The organism is Micavibrio sp. TMED2, assembly GCA_002168225.1.
Lineage (GTDB): Bacteria > Pseudomonadota > Alphaproteobacteria > TMED2 > TMED2 > TMED2.
In genome coordinates, this window is the sequence record NHBH01000001.1 from 1,830,486 (window position 1) to 1,844,844 (window position 14,359).

The window sequence follows — 14,359 nt, forward strand, 5'->3', positions numbered from 1 at the left end:
GAATACAACGCAACAACACATTGAAATCAAACACAGTCAGGATAGCTGAATGAGCCGCATTGCCTATGTAAACGGAGCCTATGTGCCACTGCGTGAAGCCGCTGTTCATGTTGAGGATCGCGGCTATCAGTTCGCCGATGGCGTTTACGAGGTTATCGCCTATCGCAATGGCCGCATGACTGACGCCACCGGGCATTATGACCGGCTGTGGCGCTCCATGAACGAGCTGTCGATCGAACCACCGATGAGCGAGAAGGCCATGCAGCTGGTGATCGATCAGTTGGTCCGTCGCAACCGGCTCAACAATGCGCTGATCTATATTCAGGTGACCCGTGGTGTTGCCGCCCGTGACTTCAAGTTTCCGAAGAAAACCGGGCAGGGCTCGGACAGCAGCCTCGTGATTACCGTCCGTCCGGCCAAGCTCGACCATACCCGGCAGCTGGCCGACGGGGTCAAGGTTGTGACCGCGCCGGATATCCGCTGGAAACGCCGTGACATCAAATCGGTCGCCCTGCTGCCGCAGGTGCTGGCGAAGCAGAAGGCCTATGAGGCCGGTGCCTATGAGGCATGGATGGTCGACGATGATGGCTTTATAACCGAAGGATCATCCAGCAATGCCTGGATACTAACCCGTGAGGGCAAACTGGTAACCCGCAATGCCGATAACATGATCCTCAAGGGCGTGACCCGGACATCGCTGCTCCGCTTTGCCGAGCAGGCCGGTGTTGAATTTGAGGAGCGGCCCTTCACCCCGGAAGAGGCCTATCAGGCGGTTGAGGCATTCGTGTCCTCAGCCACCACCTTCCTGCTGCCGATTGTCGAAATCGATGGCCATGCGGTCGGCAATGGCAAGCCGGGCAGCCTCGGTGAGAAGCTGCGCGCCGCCTATCTTGCCTATGCCGATGGCGAGAAGGGCGATGATACGCGGTGGGTCGCGTGAGCCGCCCGACAGCGATAATCTTTGACTGGGACAACACGCTGGTCGACAGCTGGGGCAGCATTCATGACGCCCTGCATAACACCTTCACCCATATGGGCCATGAGCCCTGGACGATGGATGAGGTACGCCTGCGGGTGCGTCAGTCGTTGCGTGACAGCTTTCCTGAAGTCTTTGGCGACAAATGGGAAACCGCACGGGACGTCTATCTCGAATCATTCGAGGCAATCCACCTTGAGAGATGTCGTCCGCTGGCCGGGGCGCTGGAATTGATCAACTGGTTGGACGGCAATGCTAAATTGCCGATTGCCATCGTCAGTAACAAAACTGGTCGACTGCTTCGGAAAGAGGTTGACTACCTCGGCTGGAGCAAGCACTTTATCGCAGTGATCGGGGCAGGGGATGCTGTATATGATAAGCCAAATCCCGCGCCCGTAACTTTAGTCCGCGAGAGCCTGAAACAAGAACAACAAGAAAATATCTGGTTTGTCGGCGACACCGATATCGACATTGAATGTGCACGGAACACCAGCTGTTTTGGTGTGCTGGTTGGTATGGAAACCAAAAATAAACTGGATACTGGTAAAACTTTTGTGGATTTACCGTCCTTGAATAATCACCTTATTGATCTGTTTATGGCCTCGTAAAAAAGCTGTGCCTCGTGAGGGGTGCTGAAAACAAGAAGAGTAGAGAAGGTCAGGGAAGAGCGACAAAGAGTTGGGATGAAACCCTTCGCATAGCTCAGGAGCTATTTTTATGTCAGAACGCAATCAGAATGTTCAGGACGTGTTTTTAAACAGCGTCCGCAAGGCCAAGATGCCGGTTACGGTATTTCTGGTAAACGGTGTCAAATTGCAGGGAATCATTACCTGGTTCGACAATTTCTCCGTTCTGTTGCGCCGTGATGCCCATTCGCAGCTGGTGTACAAGCATGCGATTTCGACCGTCATGCCGTCTCAGCCGATCCAACTTTTCGATGCGGCCGAAGAAGCGGTTGCAGAGGTAGAAACTGTCTAAAGACCCCGATATTCGGTCATCTCAGGAAGCGCAGGCACCGACCTTCGGGTCCGATAGTGCCGAGCAGGTTGAAAAACGACAGGTCCGGGATGCCCAGCGTGCAATCGTGGTGGCACCGATCATCCTTTCCGTGCGTCAGGCGCCTAATGACCGGGATGAAGACTCACTCCTGGCTGAAGCGACCGGTCTGGCCGCTGCCATCAGCCTTGAGGTGGTCAGCGCACTTGCTGCCAATATCCGTCAACCGAAACCGGCAACACTGTTCTCCGAAACGGTTCTGAAAGACATTAATGATCTGGCCGATGCCGAAAATGCCGGGCTGATCATCATTGATGGCAATCTGACACCGGTACAGCAGCGCAATCTCGAACGGCGCTGGCATGCAAAGGTGATCGACCGTACCGGCCTGATCCTCGAGATTTTTGGTGCCCGCGCCCAGACGGCAGAGGGCAAGCTGCAGGTTGAACTGGCCGCACTCCAGTATCAGCGCTCACGGCTTGTGCGGTCATGGACCCACCTTGAACGGCAGCGTGGTGGGCTGGGCTTTGTCGGTGGTCCGGGTGAGAGCCAGCTTGAAATCGACCGCCGCCTGATTGATACCCGCATTGACCGTATCCGCAAGGATCTGGAGCAGGTACGCCGCACCCGTGGCCTGCATCGCAAGGCACGGGCCAAGGTGCCATATCCGGTTGTGGCCCTGGTCGGCTATACCAATGCCGGTAAATCCACCCTGTTCAATCGCCTGTCCGGTGCCTCGGTCCGGGCTGAGGATTTGCTGTTCGCCACCCTAGACCCGACCATGCGGGCGATTGATCTCGCTCCTGATCTGCGGGTCATCATGTCGGATACCGTGGGGTTCGTCTCAAACCTGCCGACCAGTCTGGTCGAGGCCTTCCGGGCAACGCTTGAGGAAGTGACGGCGGCTGACTGGATCATCCATGTCCGTGACGCGGCCCATGCCGATACCGATGCCCAGCGGCAGGATGTGGAGAGCGTACTGAAAGATCTTGGCATCGAGGCGGATGAGGATACCCGCATCATCGAGGTGCTGAACAAGAGCGATCAGCTGGACCCGGAAGATGTGGGAAGCATGCTGGCCGCGACCCGGCGGCGCAAGAGTGCCGACACAAGGGATCAGGTTCTGGCCCTGTCTGCCATTACCGGTGAGGGGACTGGCGATCTGACGGCATTGATCCGGCGGCTGGAGCGGGCCAAGAACAAGGTTCGTTATTGCCGGATACCGCAGGGGCAGGGCGATATCGTCAACTGGCTTTATCAGCACGGCGATATTCTCGAGCGGCGTGATGAGGCAGAGGAGATCGAACTGACCATCTCCATGACCGACACCGATATTGCCAGATTTGAAAGTCGTTTCCCCGAACTTGCACTTGCCGTCGAGAAACCGCACACTCAGCCCGCTGAATAATCTTTCCGGGCGGTCTTGCATGCAAATGCTTGAATTTCATACCGCCTGACCCAATCAAATTGCAGAAAAATTCTCAGGAGGAAGCATCGTGTCAGGATTGAAGGTGGCTTTTGTCGGTCTCGGTGTCATGGGCTATCCCATGGCGGGGTATCTGGTCAAAGCCGGTCATGAGGTGAAGGTCTATAACCGCACCAAAGCGAAGGCCGAGAAATGGGCCAGCGAGTATAGCGGCACGGCAGTTGATACGCCCCGCGAGGCCGCCGAGGGCACCGACATTACCTTTGCCTGTGTCGGTAATGATGATGATGTGCGCTCTGTCGTCTATGGCGATGACGGCATTCTGGCCGGGCTGAAAGCCGGTGCGATCTTTGTCGATCACACCACGGCCTCTGCCGGTCTGGCCCGTGAACTTGATGACGCCGCGAAAAAGCAGGGCTGCGCCTTTATGGATGCGCCGGTTTCCGGCGGTCAGGCGGGTGCGGAAAATGGTGTGCTGACCATCATGGTCGGCGGCACCGATGAGGCTTTTGCCAAGGCTCACCCGGTCATGGATGCCTATGCCCGTAACGCCACCCATATCGGCCCGGCAGGCCACGGCCAATATGCCAAAATGGTCAACCAGATGTGCATTGCCGGCATTCTGCAGGGATTGTCCGAGGGCCTCAATTTCGGCCAGAAGGCAGGCATAGATATGGCCAAGGTGCTGGAGACGATTTCCAAGGGCGCTGCCCAGTCATGGCAGATGGAAAACCGCGGCACCACCATGCTCGATGGCGCGTTTGATTTCGGCTTTGCCGTCGACTGGATGCGCAAGGATCTGGCGATTTGCCTTGAAGAGGCTGGCCGGGTCGGTGCCCGGGTGCCGGTTACGGCACTGGTTGACCAGTTCTATGCTCAGGTTCAGGCTCGTGGTGGCGGTCGCTGGGATACCAGCAGCCTGATTCAGCTGCTGGCGAAAGACTGATAGGAACAATCAGCTTCAGGCTGCATCGGTCTGGGATTTCTCGGTTTTCTTGACCGCTTCCCAGGCCGATTGCATCTGATCCATATCCGCGTCCTGTATTGCGGTGCCGGTTGCCGCGATCCGGTTCTCGATACTGCGGAAGCGGCGCTCGAACTTGATATTGGCATCCCGCAGCGCGGTCTCGGCATCGACGTCCAGACGTCGGGCGAGGTTGACCGCAACGAACAGCAGGTCGCCCAGTTCCTCATGCACCGCCTGCTGGCCTTCATTGTTTTCCATCGCAGCTCGCAACTCGTCCCGTTCCTCATCCAGCTTGTCGAACAGGGAGGGCATATCCGGCCAATCGAAACCGGTTCTGGCCGCGCGCTTGGAAATCTTCTGCGCCCGCATCAGGGCGGGCAGGGACAGGGTGATGCCATCGAGCACACTGGCGGGCGCCGTATCATCCGCCGTTTTGGCATCCCGCTCGGCCTGTTTCCGCTGTTCCCAGATATCCATGACCGCATCGGCATTTGCTGCATCCACATCGCCAAAGACATGGGGGTGACGGCTGATCATTTTGTCTGAGATGCCCTGCACGACATCCTCAAAGGTAAAGGCATTCTGTTCTTTCGCCATCTGTGCGTGGAACACCACCTGCAGCAGCAGATCGCCCAGTTCATCCCGCAAATCCGTCATGTCCCGCCGCTCAATGGCGTCAGCGACCTCATAGGCTTCCTCGATTGTATAGGGCGCTATGGTGCTGAAATCCTGTTCCCGATCCCAGGGGCAGCCTTCCGGGCTGCGGAGTTTTTCCATGATCCGGAGCAGTTGCTCGATGGCTGCAGCAGAGGCGGGGACGGACATGGGCAGAAAACTCCAATACATGCGGATGAATAGCCACATTCCGCCGGTAACCTGTGCGGAGAATGCGGTGATTGGCAGCTACCGACATAACAGCATGGTAGCTTCATCTCCAGATTGAAATATCGAGGTGGTTTCAGATGAGCGCGCGGCGCTGGACAGGATTTGCGGTACTATGTGCACTGGGGCTGGTGTTGACCGCCTGTGCCCGGCAGTTGCCGATCGAAAAAATCTATGCCGAGAACACTCAGGTTATCTATGCCTTCGATGCGAGATTTGAAGGCCCGGCCTTTGGCTATGTCCGTGGTGAGGCGAAACAGCATTGCCAGACCATTGCCCTTGATCAGGTGCCGGTACTGATGGGCCAGACCAAGACCCTGAACGGCATCAGCTATGCCGAGTTCTGGTGCGTGTCCTCATCACTGGAGGGCATTCCGCCAGCGACCCTGCCCAATCTCAGCGCGCGGCAAACCCGCAAGTTGCTGGCAGAGCAGGGCTCCTTGCCGCCCGATCCATTGCCGGAACCGTTAAAGTAAATAAAACAATGTCTTCGAACACTGTTCTGATCCACAAGGAACCGGTTGCTATTGTCGGTGGCGGTCCGGTTTCCGCAAAAAGCCTCAAGCTGGCACGGGAGCGCTGCCCGATTGTGGTTGCCGCCGACAGCGGAGCCGACCGGCTGGTCAGGCTGGAAACCAAGCCGGATGCGATTATCGGTGACATGGATTCCATCACCGGCGCCGATATCTGGGCCAAGGAACTGGGACGGCGCTTCATCAGGCTGGATGAACAGGATACAACCGATTTCGAGAAATGCCTCTACAGCATCGAGGCGCCATTCTTCCTGTGTCTGGGCTTCATGGGCGGGCGGCTGGATCATACGATTTCGGCCCTGAATACCGTGCTTCGATACCCGGACAAGAAGCTCTTGTTCCTCGATGATCATGATGTGGTTAAGGTACTCGCCAATGAGGCCAGCATTCATCTGCGCATGCCGGTCGGCTCTCGGGTCTCGATCATGCCGCTGAAGCAGATCAGGTGCCTGTCATCACGCGGGTTGCGCTGGCCGGTGGACAACAAGCGGCTCAGCGTCGGTGGGCATCTGAGCGTTTCAAACGAGATCGAACGGGAAGGGGCTGCCGTCTTCTTCGATGGCACGGGTGCGGTTATCGCAGCCGATCCGGAAAATATGAGCGCCTTTATCGGTTAGGCTACCTGTTGCCTGCGCCCGCTCAACACGCCATTCAATTCCGCTTCCAGCACCGGTTTGATGACCGGTTTCTGTAATCGTGTGACGCCTTCAAACGCTCCGAGAACAGCACTGTCTTCGCCGTAACCGGTAACAAATATGAACGGTACATCATGTGCCTGCAGCTTTTCTGCGATGGGCGCGGTTGTTTCCTTCGGGCCGAGATTGACATCCAGTACGGCAACGGTCGGGATTTCCTTGTCCAGAAATTCCATGGCATCGCGCAGATTGGAGAACAGGCTGATTTTGTGGAAGCCGAAACCTTCAAGATATTCCTGCATTTCCGATGCAATCATGAAATTGTCCTCGACCAACAGGACATGTTCTTTGCCCTGTGGCGTGCCTTCGGAGTTCGAGGGGGCAGAACCGGTTTTTTCGGCAGGCGCATGGCTGTTGTCCGCGTCTTCCACCAGCACCTTGTCAGGCAGGAACAGCTTGGCCCTGAACCCGGCCTTGTCATAGTCAATCTCCGCCCGACCCCCGAGTTCAAACGGAACCGCTCTCTCGATCAGGCTGGAGCCGAGGCCGGTTTTCATCGGCGTCATGACTTCCGGTCCATCCTGTTCAATCCAGGAAACATCAAGGCCGTCATCGCTTCTGTCCAGCCGCACATTGATCTTGCCGGTCGGGGTGGAGAGGGCGCCGTATTTCACCGCATTGGTAGCGAGTTCATGGATCACGAGCGCAAAGATCGGCGCACGTTCGGCGCTGATCTGCACGCCATTACCCCTGATCACAAACCGGCCGGGATCGTTGGAGGCATAGGGTGATAGTTCCAGTTCGATCAGCTTCCGGATCGAGATCGCCTCGGAGCCACCGCCGGCACCAAGGTCATGGGCAACCGCAAGAGCGCGCATGCGGGCTTCAAACTCCTTGGCATAATCCTCGACCGTGGTTTCGGTCTTGCTGGTCAGTTGGGCGATCGAGCAGGCGAGGGCCAGAATATTGCGCACCCGGTGATTGAGCTCATTGATCAACAGGGTCTGCTTGGCATCCTTGCGCGCGCGTTCCTGCTGGCGATGCCGCTGTCTGAAGCCCAATATCACCGTTACGATAGCGACCAGCATGATGATGACATCAATGATCGCCATATAAAGCTGTTGTCTGGCATAGCGATCATAGTCTGCTGACAGGAACTCATCGATATGCCGCTGTAAATGGATCAGTTCTTCGGCGGCTTCATCATCGGGAACCCTGACAATCTGATCGAGTGCTTCAATGGTAATCTCGTCACCACTGCCACGTATCTGTTCGGCGCGATCAAGCATGTTCCGATAGGCGGCAAGGGTGCTGCGGATATGCTCTGTCGTTGCATGCTCATCAATTGCAACCGCGCGGACGATGATATCCAGCTCATGCAAGGCATTCAGGGCCTCATCATAATCTGTCTTGGCAGCCCTCAGATACCTGTCGCGCTCGTCGGGTCTGAGGACGTAGTTCTTGAAATTATGGATAAAACCGGCATAGCCGATTGCCCGCTCCAGCCGCAAAAATGCCTTGGGCACGCTGGCGCTTGCCTCATGAACAGGGTTCTGCCGAATGATCAGCCAAAAGCCGCCAATGCTGGTCAGCAGGATTGCGGCAATGCTCAGTGCAATGAAGATGGATGTGGTGTTCGGCGAGGTTTTGAATACGCCGGTATGCATTTTGGAACCCAACATTCTCAACGGCTTATTGTTTATTTGTTAATGTGAATATGAGGTTCATGCACGGTAACAGAATTGACCGCGCGTATCCATTGAGCTTTGTCGAATTACGGCTGTTTTCGTTGCCAGTCCGGCAGAAACTCAATCTGATCACATCGGGCAAAGCGTGCCAGGCGCTCCAATTCGGCTTCCAGCCGCGCAAGCCTGCCGACCCCGAGCTTGACGGATATTTCAGGCCAGAATGCGGTAACGCGCAAGACGCCTTCATCCCGGTGTGCCTTGGCATCCAGCCGTCCGATGATGCGGTCGCCCTCCAGCACCGGAAAGACATAATAGCCATATTGCCGTTTGGGTGCGGGGACGTAGATTTCGATCCTGTATGCGAAGCCGAACAGGTATTCGGCCCGCTTGCGATCCCGCAAGGCCGGGTCAAAGGGGGAAAGCACGCGCACCCGGTTCGGGGGTGCTGGTGGCTCGGTTTCCAGTGTGGCCGGGCGCATGATGACGCGCCGTAGCTGGCCCGACCAGCCCTCGATTTGCGCTTCAATCAATTCATCCCGCGCAAGGGCAGCCTGACACCAATCCCGCGCTTCCTTGATCGAGATAGCCTGCCAGAATGCCGCCAGCTCGCCCGGGGTCGCAAAACCCAACCGATCCAGCGCTGATGAACAGGCCCAGTCGACGGTTTCCTCACAGGAATGGCGCAGGCCGAGCAGGGGGGCAGGGATCACCCGTTCGGTCAGATCATAAACCTTGCGAAAACCCTCACGCCGGGTGATTGCCAACTCGCCCACATGCCAGAGATATTCCAGCGCTGCCTTGGACGGATGCCAGTCCCACCAGCCGCCAGCGGACTTGTTCTCATCTTTGCCGACATCCGCAGCGCTGACCGGGCCATGATCGGCAATGCGGTTCAGCACGTCATCGAAACGTTCATGAAAGCCGTCGCGCTGCCAGCCGGTCCAGCGTTTGAGCAATGTTTCCCGGTTGGTCGCAAAACGATGCCGCCAATGCGGAAACAGTTCTACCGGCAGGATCGAGGCATCATGGGTCCAGTGTTCCCATAATGAGCGATGACGTTCGATCAATGGCGCCAGTGCGTCAGGCCGATAGCTCTGGCTGCGTGCCCGCAGGATCATGTGATGCGCACGCTCGACCGTCGCGATGCTGTCGATCTGTACCAGTCCCAGCTGTCGTACCAGATCCGCCAGTGCTTCGCCCTTGGCCGAACCGGTGGGCTGCTCAGCCAATGCGTGATGCTGCAAAAATATGCGCCGGGCGCGCTGATTATCGATAATGGGGGGCGTCATTGGGTGATGTGCGATCCCGGGTATTAAGTATGATAATATATACTAGGATTACACAAGAAAATCGGGCGTTCTAAACTTGTACTGGGTTTTCATTTCGTAGTTATAGGCTTCTGGTAACTCTGGCAACTCGCCGGTCAATGTCTTTAGTATTTGCATCCACATAGTAAGTTTTTGCTTGTCTCTATCTATGGCAGAAATCCAACACTGGCGTTCAAGTAATGCAATGCGCGGGTCTGCTCCAATCATTTTTGCCATGGTTATCAAATAGTCTTCGCTAGGCACAAAGCGGCCCTTAGCCCATGAATAGGCGGTCTGGCGGTTAATGCGCAGATGCCTTGAAAGCTGGTTCAATGTGGAGAATGATTTGGCCTCCATCGCTTCGTGCATGTAGTCCCACGGTGTTCGCATCGTTCTGGCCTCAATGTAATCGCTGTTGATGCCGTAAGTTGTCACCAGCGCTTGACACAAGCAATCCCGAAATAATCCCGCAGTTATTCACAGCCATGTCTAGTGCCGCGCGGCACTCGACATACCAAATGTTGTGTGTTCTCGTTTGGGGGTCTCGGCGAGCGTGGTTCACACCACCGAAGGGGGCGGGCGGTGAGTCTGCCCCCTTCACCCGGGACCGGGTTTAGCCCGGGTGAGGTGTGGTGACCAAAATACCCGGGGGTTTGCGGTGAGGCTCATGGACGCCAAACGCAAAGCGGTGAAGGTGGGGGTTCGGTGAAAAAACCGGCCCTCACCCAAACCTAAAAAAACACCCCAAGCCCCGAAGGGGCGCGGAGCAGTGAACCATTATCAAGAGAGCAAACACATGCAAATTGAACATTCATACGTGCGTGAAAGCACCCGTGACGGCGTCGCCTATGAGGGCCGCGTGGTCAATTTCGATCTGGACGGCGCTATCATCCTTCAGCCCCGGGCCAAGCGTCAGGATAGCAGCCCTGATTTCACCATTGGCTATCTGATCCAGCCCCGCAATGGCCGGTCGCGTTGGGTCGATGCTGGTGTTGCGTGGCTCAATGACGAGCGCGAGCCAGACACGATCCCGGGCGGCAAATATCTGACGCTCCGTTTCAAGCTGAAATCCGGCGACATGACCATGTTTGCCTTCCCGCAGGTCGATGAAGACGGCGCGTTGCTGCCTGACTGGACGCTGGAAATGGGCAAGGCCAGTGCCGAACAAGCCCTTGACGATCACAACCCATTCTAAGGAGCCATTGATATGGTCGAATTTAACAAAATCGCAGTCGCAGAAATACTTGATTGTATTCGTTCGGTTTCTAGCGATACCGGAGATCATGACATTGCTTCTATGCTTGAAGAAATCAGCGCTCATCTTTCTGAGTTTGTCCTCGGCGCTCGGCTGTTAGTCGCTATGTGTGCAAGCGGTTTGAGTACGACGCAGATAGTAGCCTACTCAAATGTCGATGCTGGCTACATTGATCAGATTGGCAATCATTGCAAGGAATGGGGCGATTTGGAATGCGATACCCGGCTGCGGATGCTCTGCAAGGTGCTGCCTCTGCCATTTGAGTTTGTCGCAACGGGCAAAGTCGAATTGCTGGCTGATGCGAACATTATTGCCGGTGGCATTCGCCGGATCATTGGCGACAACAATTTTCGTCTCGTCACCTGATGTTCCAACAGTGCAGCAAATTCCTGCAACCGATCCGTGGTGCTGTGTTCCGCAGCACCACGGATAATGAACCGCCGAAATGCGATTGCGCCGAGAATTGGGGCGGTCGCTGCGGCGGTTTTTTCGTGGATGAAGACATTGCCGCGAGAAATGAAGAATTGCAGGCAACCTATTGGCGCGGCGTTGAATTATGGCGCGCAGGTGAGGGCATCGGCGATGCGCTTTGCCATGCCGGAGAGCATCGGCAGATGCTTGTTGCCGGGTACATGGCCGCGCAAATCGAAAGCGGCCCGCGTGATGTGGATGGCGTCGGCTTTATCGCTCAATGGGCGGTCGATCTGCTTATCCTCGAAATGGCCCTGACTGACCAGTATGGGCATGGCGGTTGTGTCGATATTGACCAGTGCTTCGGGCCATGTGCCGAGCGTGCGGCCTCGCCCATGGATCACCCGTGCTGGATGCGCCCAAGCAAGTGCCTTTGCCGCGAGTAATCAGTCAAAACGGGGGGGGAGCTTGTAACACCCCCCCGTTCAATTACCAGCCACAAGAAAACAGCAAAATGACCAGCGAAATCAAATGCCTTTATTCCGGTGTTGATAATTTGGAAGTGGCCTTCATGGGCGCTCTCAATGCCGAAGGATTGGCCGCGCTAGAGACGGCAAAAGAGCGCGCGCAAACCGACATGCTGCCAGCCCTGATCTGGCTCGGTAAAACCGAGTGCAGCGTTGCCGAGACCGGCGCAAAGGGCGGCTATGCCTATCGCCTCGATACTGGCGATGATGGCGAAACATGGTTCGTCAAGCATTCGGTTAATCGGAAAGAATGGAATTTGCGCGTAAGTGTGAAGGCCAAGGCATTGGTTTTGTACGGTTATGAGGGTGTCAAAGCCCGTATTTATGAGCGGCTCGAAGCCATGGGGGCAACGGTCATGCAGGAGAGCATCGGCCGAGTTGATCTGTGTGTTGATCTGATGTTGCCGGGCTTTGAATTGCAGCCCGAGAACATTATCAGCCCGGCTCAATCAACGCAGTCTGATCATGGCGATATGAATGTGCATCGCCGGGCGCGCAGGGTCGATAGCATAACGCTCGGTAAGATGCCCGGGCGGCAAATCTGCATCTACAACAAGCGGCGCGAGGCCAAAATAAAGCGCAACCTGCACTGGTTTGATGTGTGGGGCTTGGATCGTGACGAAAACAGCAGCGAAAACCCGGTTTGGCGGGTCGAGATCAGGGCAGGCAAGCGCTACCTGTCCGAGCAGCTGAATGTGAAGACATGGGCCGAATTGGATGCGGTGCTGCCTGACTTCGTCAAAATGACCATGGAAGCCTATCGCATCATTGGCATTAAGACCGGTCAGAATGTCAGCCGCTGGGCGACACACGAATTTTGGCATGAAGCGCATAGCCGCCTGATGGCCATTACCAATGGCGAATTGTGCGGCATCGTCCCGGGCCGGATCGTGAGCGGCAAGCGCCGGGTGCTGCAAGAAACCTATGAGACCTTGATTGTCGGTTTGGCGGCTTCTCTATCCGAGGTCTGCCAGACAGATGATGTGCCGACATTGGCACAAACCCTAGCGCAGAAAATCAATAACGCTGCGCTCAACCAGTCAGATTGGAACCGGCGACGGCAACGCGCCAAAAGGCGGCTTTCCATTACTGACGAATTTTACCAGCAGGAGCATCACGCATGACTGACGACAGGGCTAATATTCTGGCCATTAAAGAGGCAGCGGAGAAGCTGACGCCAATGAATGCGATTGCATTGGCACCGGCACTATTGGGGCGAACGCTCCAAGCCATTGAAAACATTGAACAGCGTATGACTGCGCTAGAAGGGAAGGGAGAATGACAAAACTATCCGCAATCGGGCAATGCCATGACTGCGGTGCAAGGGTCTATTTTCGGGAAACGGCAAAGGGATATGTCATGTATCACTGCAATGCCGAGATCGAAGATAAAGCCTGCAAGGCGCGTCACACATTTGGACCACGCAACAGCCGAGACCTGTTAGACCAAATGGAAAAGGCGCAAAAAAATGAGCGACGAAACGAAGAAACCGGCACTGCTACAAGTGCCGAAACCGGCACCGGCGACGGAACCGGAAACACAGCACCAGACAAGCAACTCCGATCCGCAAAATCACTCCTCGAACGCATCGTATTCGACGATTGATGGTGATGTTAGTGACGGTCACTTTGACGAGTTCACCGTTGACGAGGAAGCCATTGCCCCTGAGGATTTGCCCGGTGGTAAAACCGGCAAGCTGGACATTCAATCCGGCGAGACTGTTCTAAGCCAGGACGAATTTTGCCAGATGATGGCTGGCACCTTTGCTTTTGCAGGTGGTGCAACCGGGCTTGAAACGCTGGCACAGGCGGCGGAGCGTGATACAGCACAACCAGCATTCGCGACATTGTGGGAAATCGCATATGAGACCCCGTCAATGCGCTGGCTGATCGAGCCTCAATCTGTCTGGCTGCAACGGACCGTGACAATCGGCGCGTTCGCGATCCCGACAGCCCGGGCGGTTGCTGGCGAGGTCAAGGCAAAGCGAAAGCCCAAGGCCAAGCCAAAACCCGTCCCGGCTCACGCGGCGGGCAATAATTCAGGAGGGTTTGGCGATGACTTCACAGCCTGAATGTAAGCTGATTGTCGGGCGTCGCGGCTCGGGCAAATCGACCTATGCCAAGCGGCTTGTCAATGATCCGGACCGGCGTGCAGTGGTGGTATTCGATCCGATGGGTGAATATCACTTGCCGCAATTACGCAATCTATTGGACGTAAAACAGTGGTTGCGTAACCGTTGGCGCAGTGGGTTCAAAGTGTCATTCGTGCCCGATCCTGATGCCGACATGCTGGCGGAGTGCCACCGGCTGGCTGAATTGCTCTGGCAGGTACAAGCACCCTATGGCAATGGCCTGAAACGGCGTCTGACATTCATTGTCGATGAAGCGAACATTGCGTTCCCGGTCACTGGCCTTAAAGCCGGTCAGCGGGCAATGCAGAAGCTGACATTGCAGGGCCGTCATCGTGGCATTGAAATGGCCCTGATCACGCAACGGCCATCGCTGGTGTCAAAGGACTATCGCGGCAACTGTTCCGAGTTCGTGATATTTCCGCTGACCAATAAAGACGACCAGAAGGCAATAACGACCTTCATCGGCGATGGTCATGCCAACGAATTGGCAAATCAAAAAGACCATAATTACCTGTTATGGCGTCCCGAAGGGGTGCAAAAAGGTCACAATCCGGCCATCTGACAGTGAAAAAAACATGCTCCGCCATTGGGATTGCTTCCAATGGCGGGCTTTTTTTTGGGGTTA

General features: G+C 56.0%; 17 protein-coding genes. 13 read left to right on the plus strand and 4 right to left on the minus strand.

All coding sequences use genetic code 11. The features are described from left to right. Positions 1–49 precede the first annotated feature (49 nt). From CBB62_08695 to CBB62_08715, 5 genes are all read left to right on the plus strand, one after another. A complete protein-coding gene (locus tag CBB62_08695) occupies positions 50–940 on the plus strand; it encodes a D-amino acid aminotransferase (GenBank protein OUT42344.1) in 891 nt (296 codons plus the stop codon). Beyond that, positions 928–1,584, plus strand: a complete 657-nt coding sequence (locus CBB62_08700) for a hypothetical protein (GenBank protein ID OUT42345.1) — start codon at positions 928–930, stop codon at positions 1,582–1,584. The genes CBB62_08695 and CBB62_08700 overlap by 13 nt, the downstream gene beginning before the upstream one ends. Positions 1,585–1,693: 109 nt before the next feature. Beyond that, positions 1,694–1,954: an RNA chaperone Hfq gene (locus tag CBB62_08705; protein ID OUT42346.1), complete on the plus strand. Its 261-nt coding sequence runs from the start codon at positions 1,694–1,696 to the stop codon at positions 1,952–1,954. Between the two features lie 106 nt (positions 1,955–2,060). After that, positions 2,061–3,380 (plus strand): GTPase HflX, encoded by a 1,320-nt coding sequence (locus tag CBB62_08710; GenBank protein ID OUT42347.1) that lies wholly within the window; start codon positions 2,061–2,063, stop codon positions 3,378–3,380. Between the two features lie 127 nt (positions 3,381–3,507). Continuing rightward, positions 3,508–4,344: a hypothetical protein gene (locus CBB62_08715; protein OUT42717.1), complete on the plus strand. Its 837-nt coding sequence runs from the start codon at positions 3,508–3,510 to the stop codon at positions 4,342–4,344. Positions 4,345–4,359: 15 nt separating this feature from the next. On the opposite strand, the gene CBB62_08720 is transcribed toward CBB62_08715, so the two are convergent. Further along, positions 4,360–5,190: a nucleoside triphosphate pyrophosphohydrolase gene (locus tag CBB62_08720; GenBank protein ID OUT42348.1), complete on the minus strand. Its 831-nt coding sequence runs from the start codon at positions 5,188–5,190 to the stop codon at positions 4,360–4,362. A gap of 191 nt (positions 5,191–5,381) precedes the next feature. Between CBB62_08720 and CBB62_08725 the strand changes: the two genes are divergently transcribed. Together CBB62_08725 and CBB62_08730 are read left to right on the plus strand one after the other, a co-directional pair. Beyond that, positions 5,382–5,723 (plus strand): hypothetical protein, encoded by a 342-nt coding sequence (locus tag CBB62_08725; protein ID OUT42349.1) that lies wholly within the window; start codon positions 5,382–5,384, stop codon positions 5,721–5,723. Between the two features lie 8 nt (positions 5,724–5,731). Next, the gene (locus tag CBB62_08730) at positions 5,732–6,397 is read left to right on the plus strand and encodes a thiamine diphosphokinase (GenBank protein OUT42350.1); all 666 of its coding nucleotides are present in this window, start codon (positions 5,732–5,734) and stop codon (positions 6,395–6,397) included. Here the strand turns inward: CBB62_08730 and CBB62_08735 are convergent. The 3 genes from CBB62_08735 to CBB62_08745 all read right to left on the minus strand — a co-directional run bounded on the left by CBB62_08735 (position 6,394) and on the right by CBB62_08745 (position 9,800). Continuing rightward, positions 6,394–8,097 (minus strand): hypothetical protein, encoded by a 1,704-nt coding sequence (locus CBB62_08735; protein ID OUT42351.1) that lies wholly within the window; start codon positions 8,095–8,097, stop codon positions 6,394–6,396. The two genes, CBB62_08730 and CBB62_08735, sit on opposite strands and share 4 nt — an antisense overlap. A gap of 92 nt (positions 8,098–8,189) precedes the next feature. Continuing rightward, on the minus strand, positions 8,190–9,392 hold the full coding sequence (locus tag CBB62_08740) for a hypothetical protein (GenBank protein ID OUT42352.1): 1,203 nt from the start codon (positions 9,390–9,392) through the stop codon (positions 8,190–8,192). 48 nt (positions 9,393–9,440) lie between these two features. Further along, positions 9,441–9,800, minus strand: coding sequence for a hypothetical protein (locus tag CBB62_08745; GenBank protein OUT42353.1), 360 nt, complete (start codon positions 9,798–9,800; stop codon positions 9,441–9,443). Between the two features lie 406 nt (positions 9,801–10,206). On the opposite strand from CBB62_08745, the gene CBB62_08750 reads away from it, so the two are divergent. The 6 genes from CBB62_08750 to CBB62_08775 all read left to right on the plus strand — a co-directional run bounded on the left by CBB62_08750 (position 10,207) and on the right by CBB62_08775 (position 14,296). After that, a complete protein-coding gene (locus CBB62_08750) occupies positions 10,207–10,605 on the plus strand; it encodes a hypothetical protein (GenBank protein OUT42354.1) in 399 nt (132 codons plus the stop codon). A 165-nt stretch (positions 10,606–10,770) separates the two neighbouring features. Continuing rightward, positions 10,771–11,031, plus strand: a complete 261-nt coding sequence (locus CBB62_08755) for a hypothetical protein (protein ID OUT42355.1) — start codon at positions 10,771–10,773, stop codon at positions 11,029–11,031. Further along, the gene (locus CBB62_08760) at positions 11,031–11,522 is read left to right on the plus strand and encodes a hypothetical protein (protein OUT42356.1); all 492 of its coding nucleotides are present in this window, start codon (positions 11,031–11,033) and stop codon (positions 11,520–11,522) included. Before CBB62_08755 ends, CBB62_08760 begins: the two co-directional genes overlap by 1 nt. Before the next feature lie 68 nt (positions 11,523–11,590). Further along, positions 11,591–12,727, plus strand: coding sequence for a hypothetical protein (locus CBB62_08765; GenBank protein ID OUT42357.1), 1,137 nt, complete (start codon positions 11,591–11,593; stop codon positions 12,725–12,727). Between the two features lie 344 nt (positions 12,728–13,071). Continuing rightward, entirely contained in the window at positions 13,072–13,674 is a 603-nt protein-coding gene (locus tag CBB62_08770; protein OUT42358.1) for a hypothetical protein, read from the plus strand. Next, entirely contained in the window at positions 13,658–14,296 is a 639-nt protein-coding gene (locus CBB62_08775) for a hypothetical protein (protein ID OUT42359.1), read from the plus strand. The genes CBB62_08770 and CBB62_08775 overlap by 17 nt, the downstream gene beginning before the upstream one ends. The last annotated feature ends 63 nt before the right edge of the window (positions 14,297–14,359 follow it).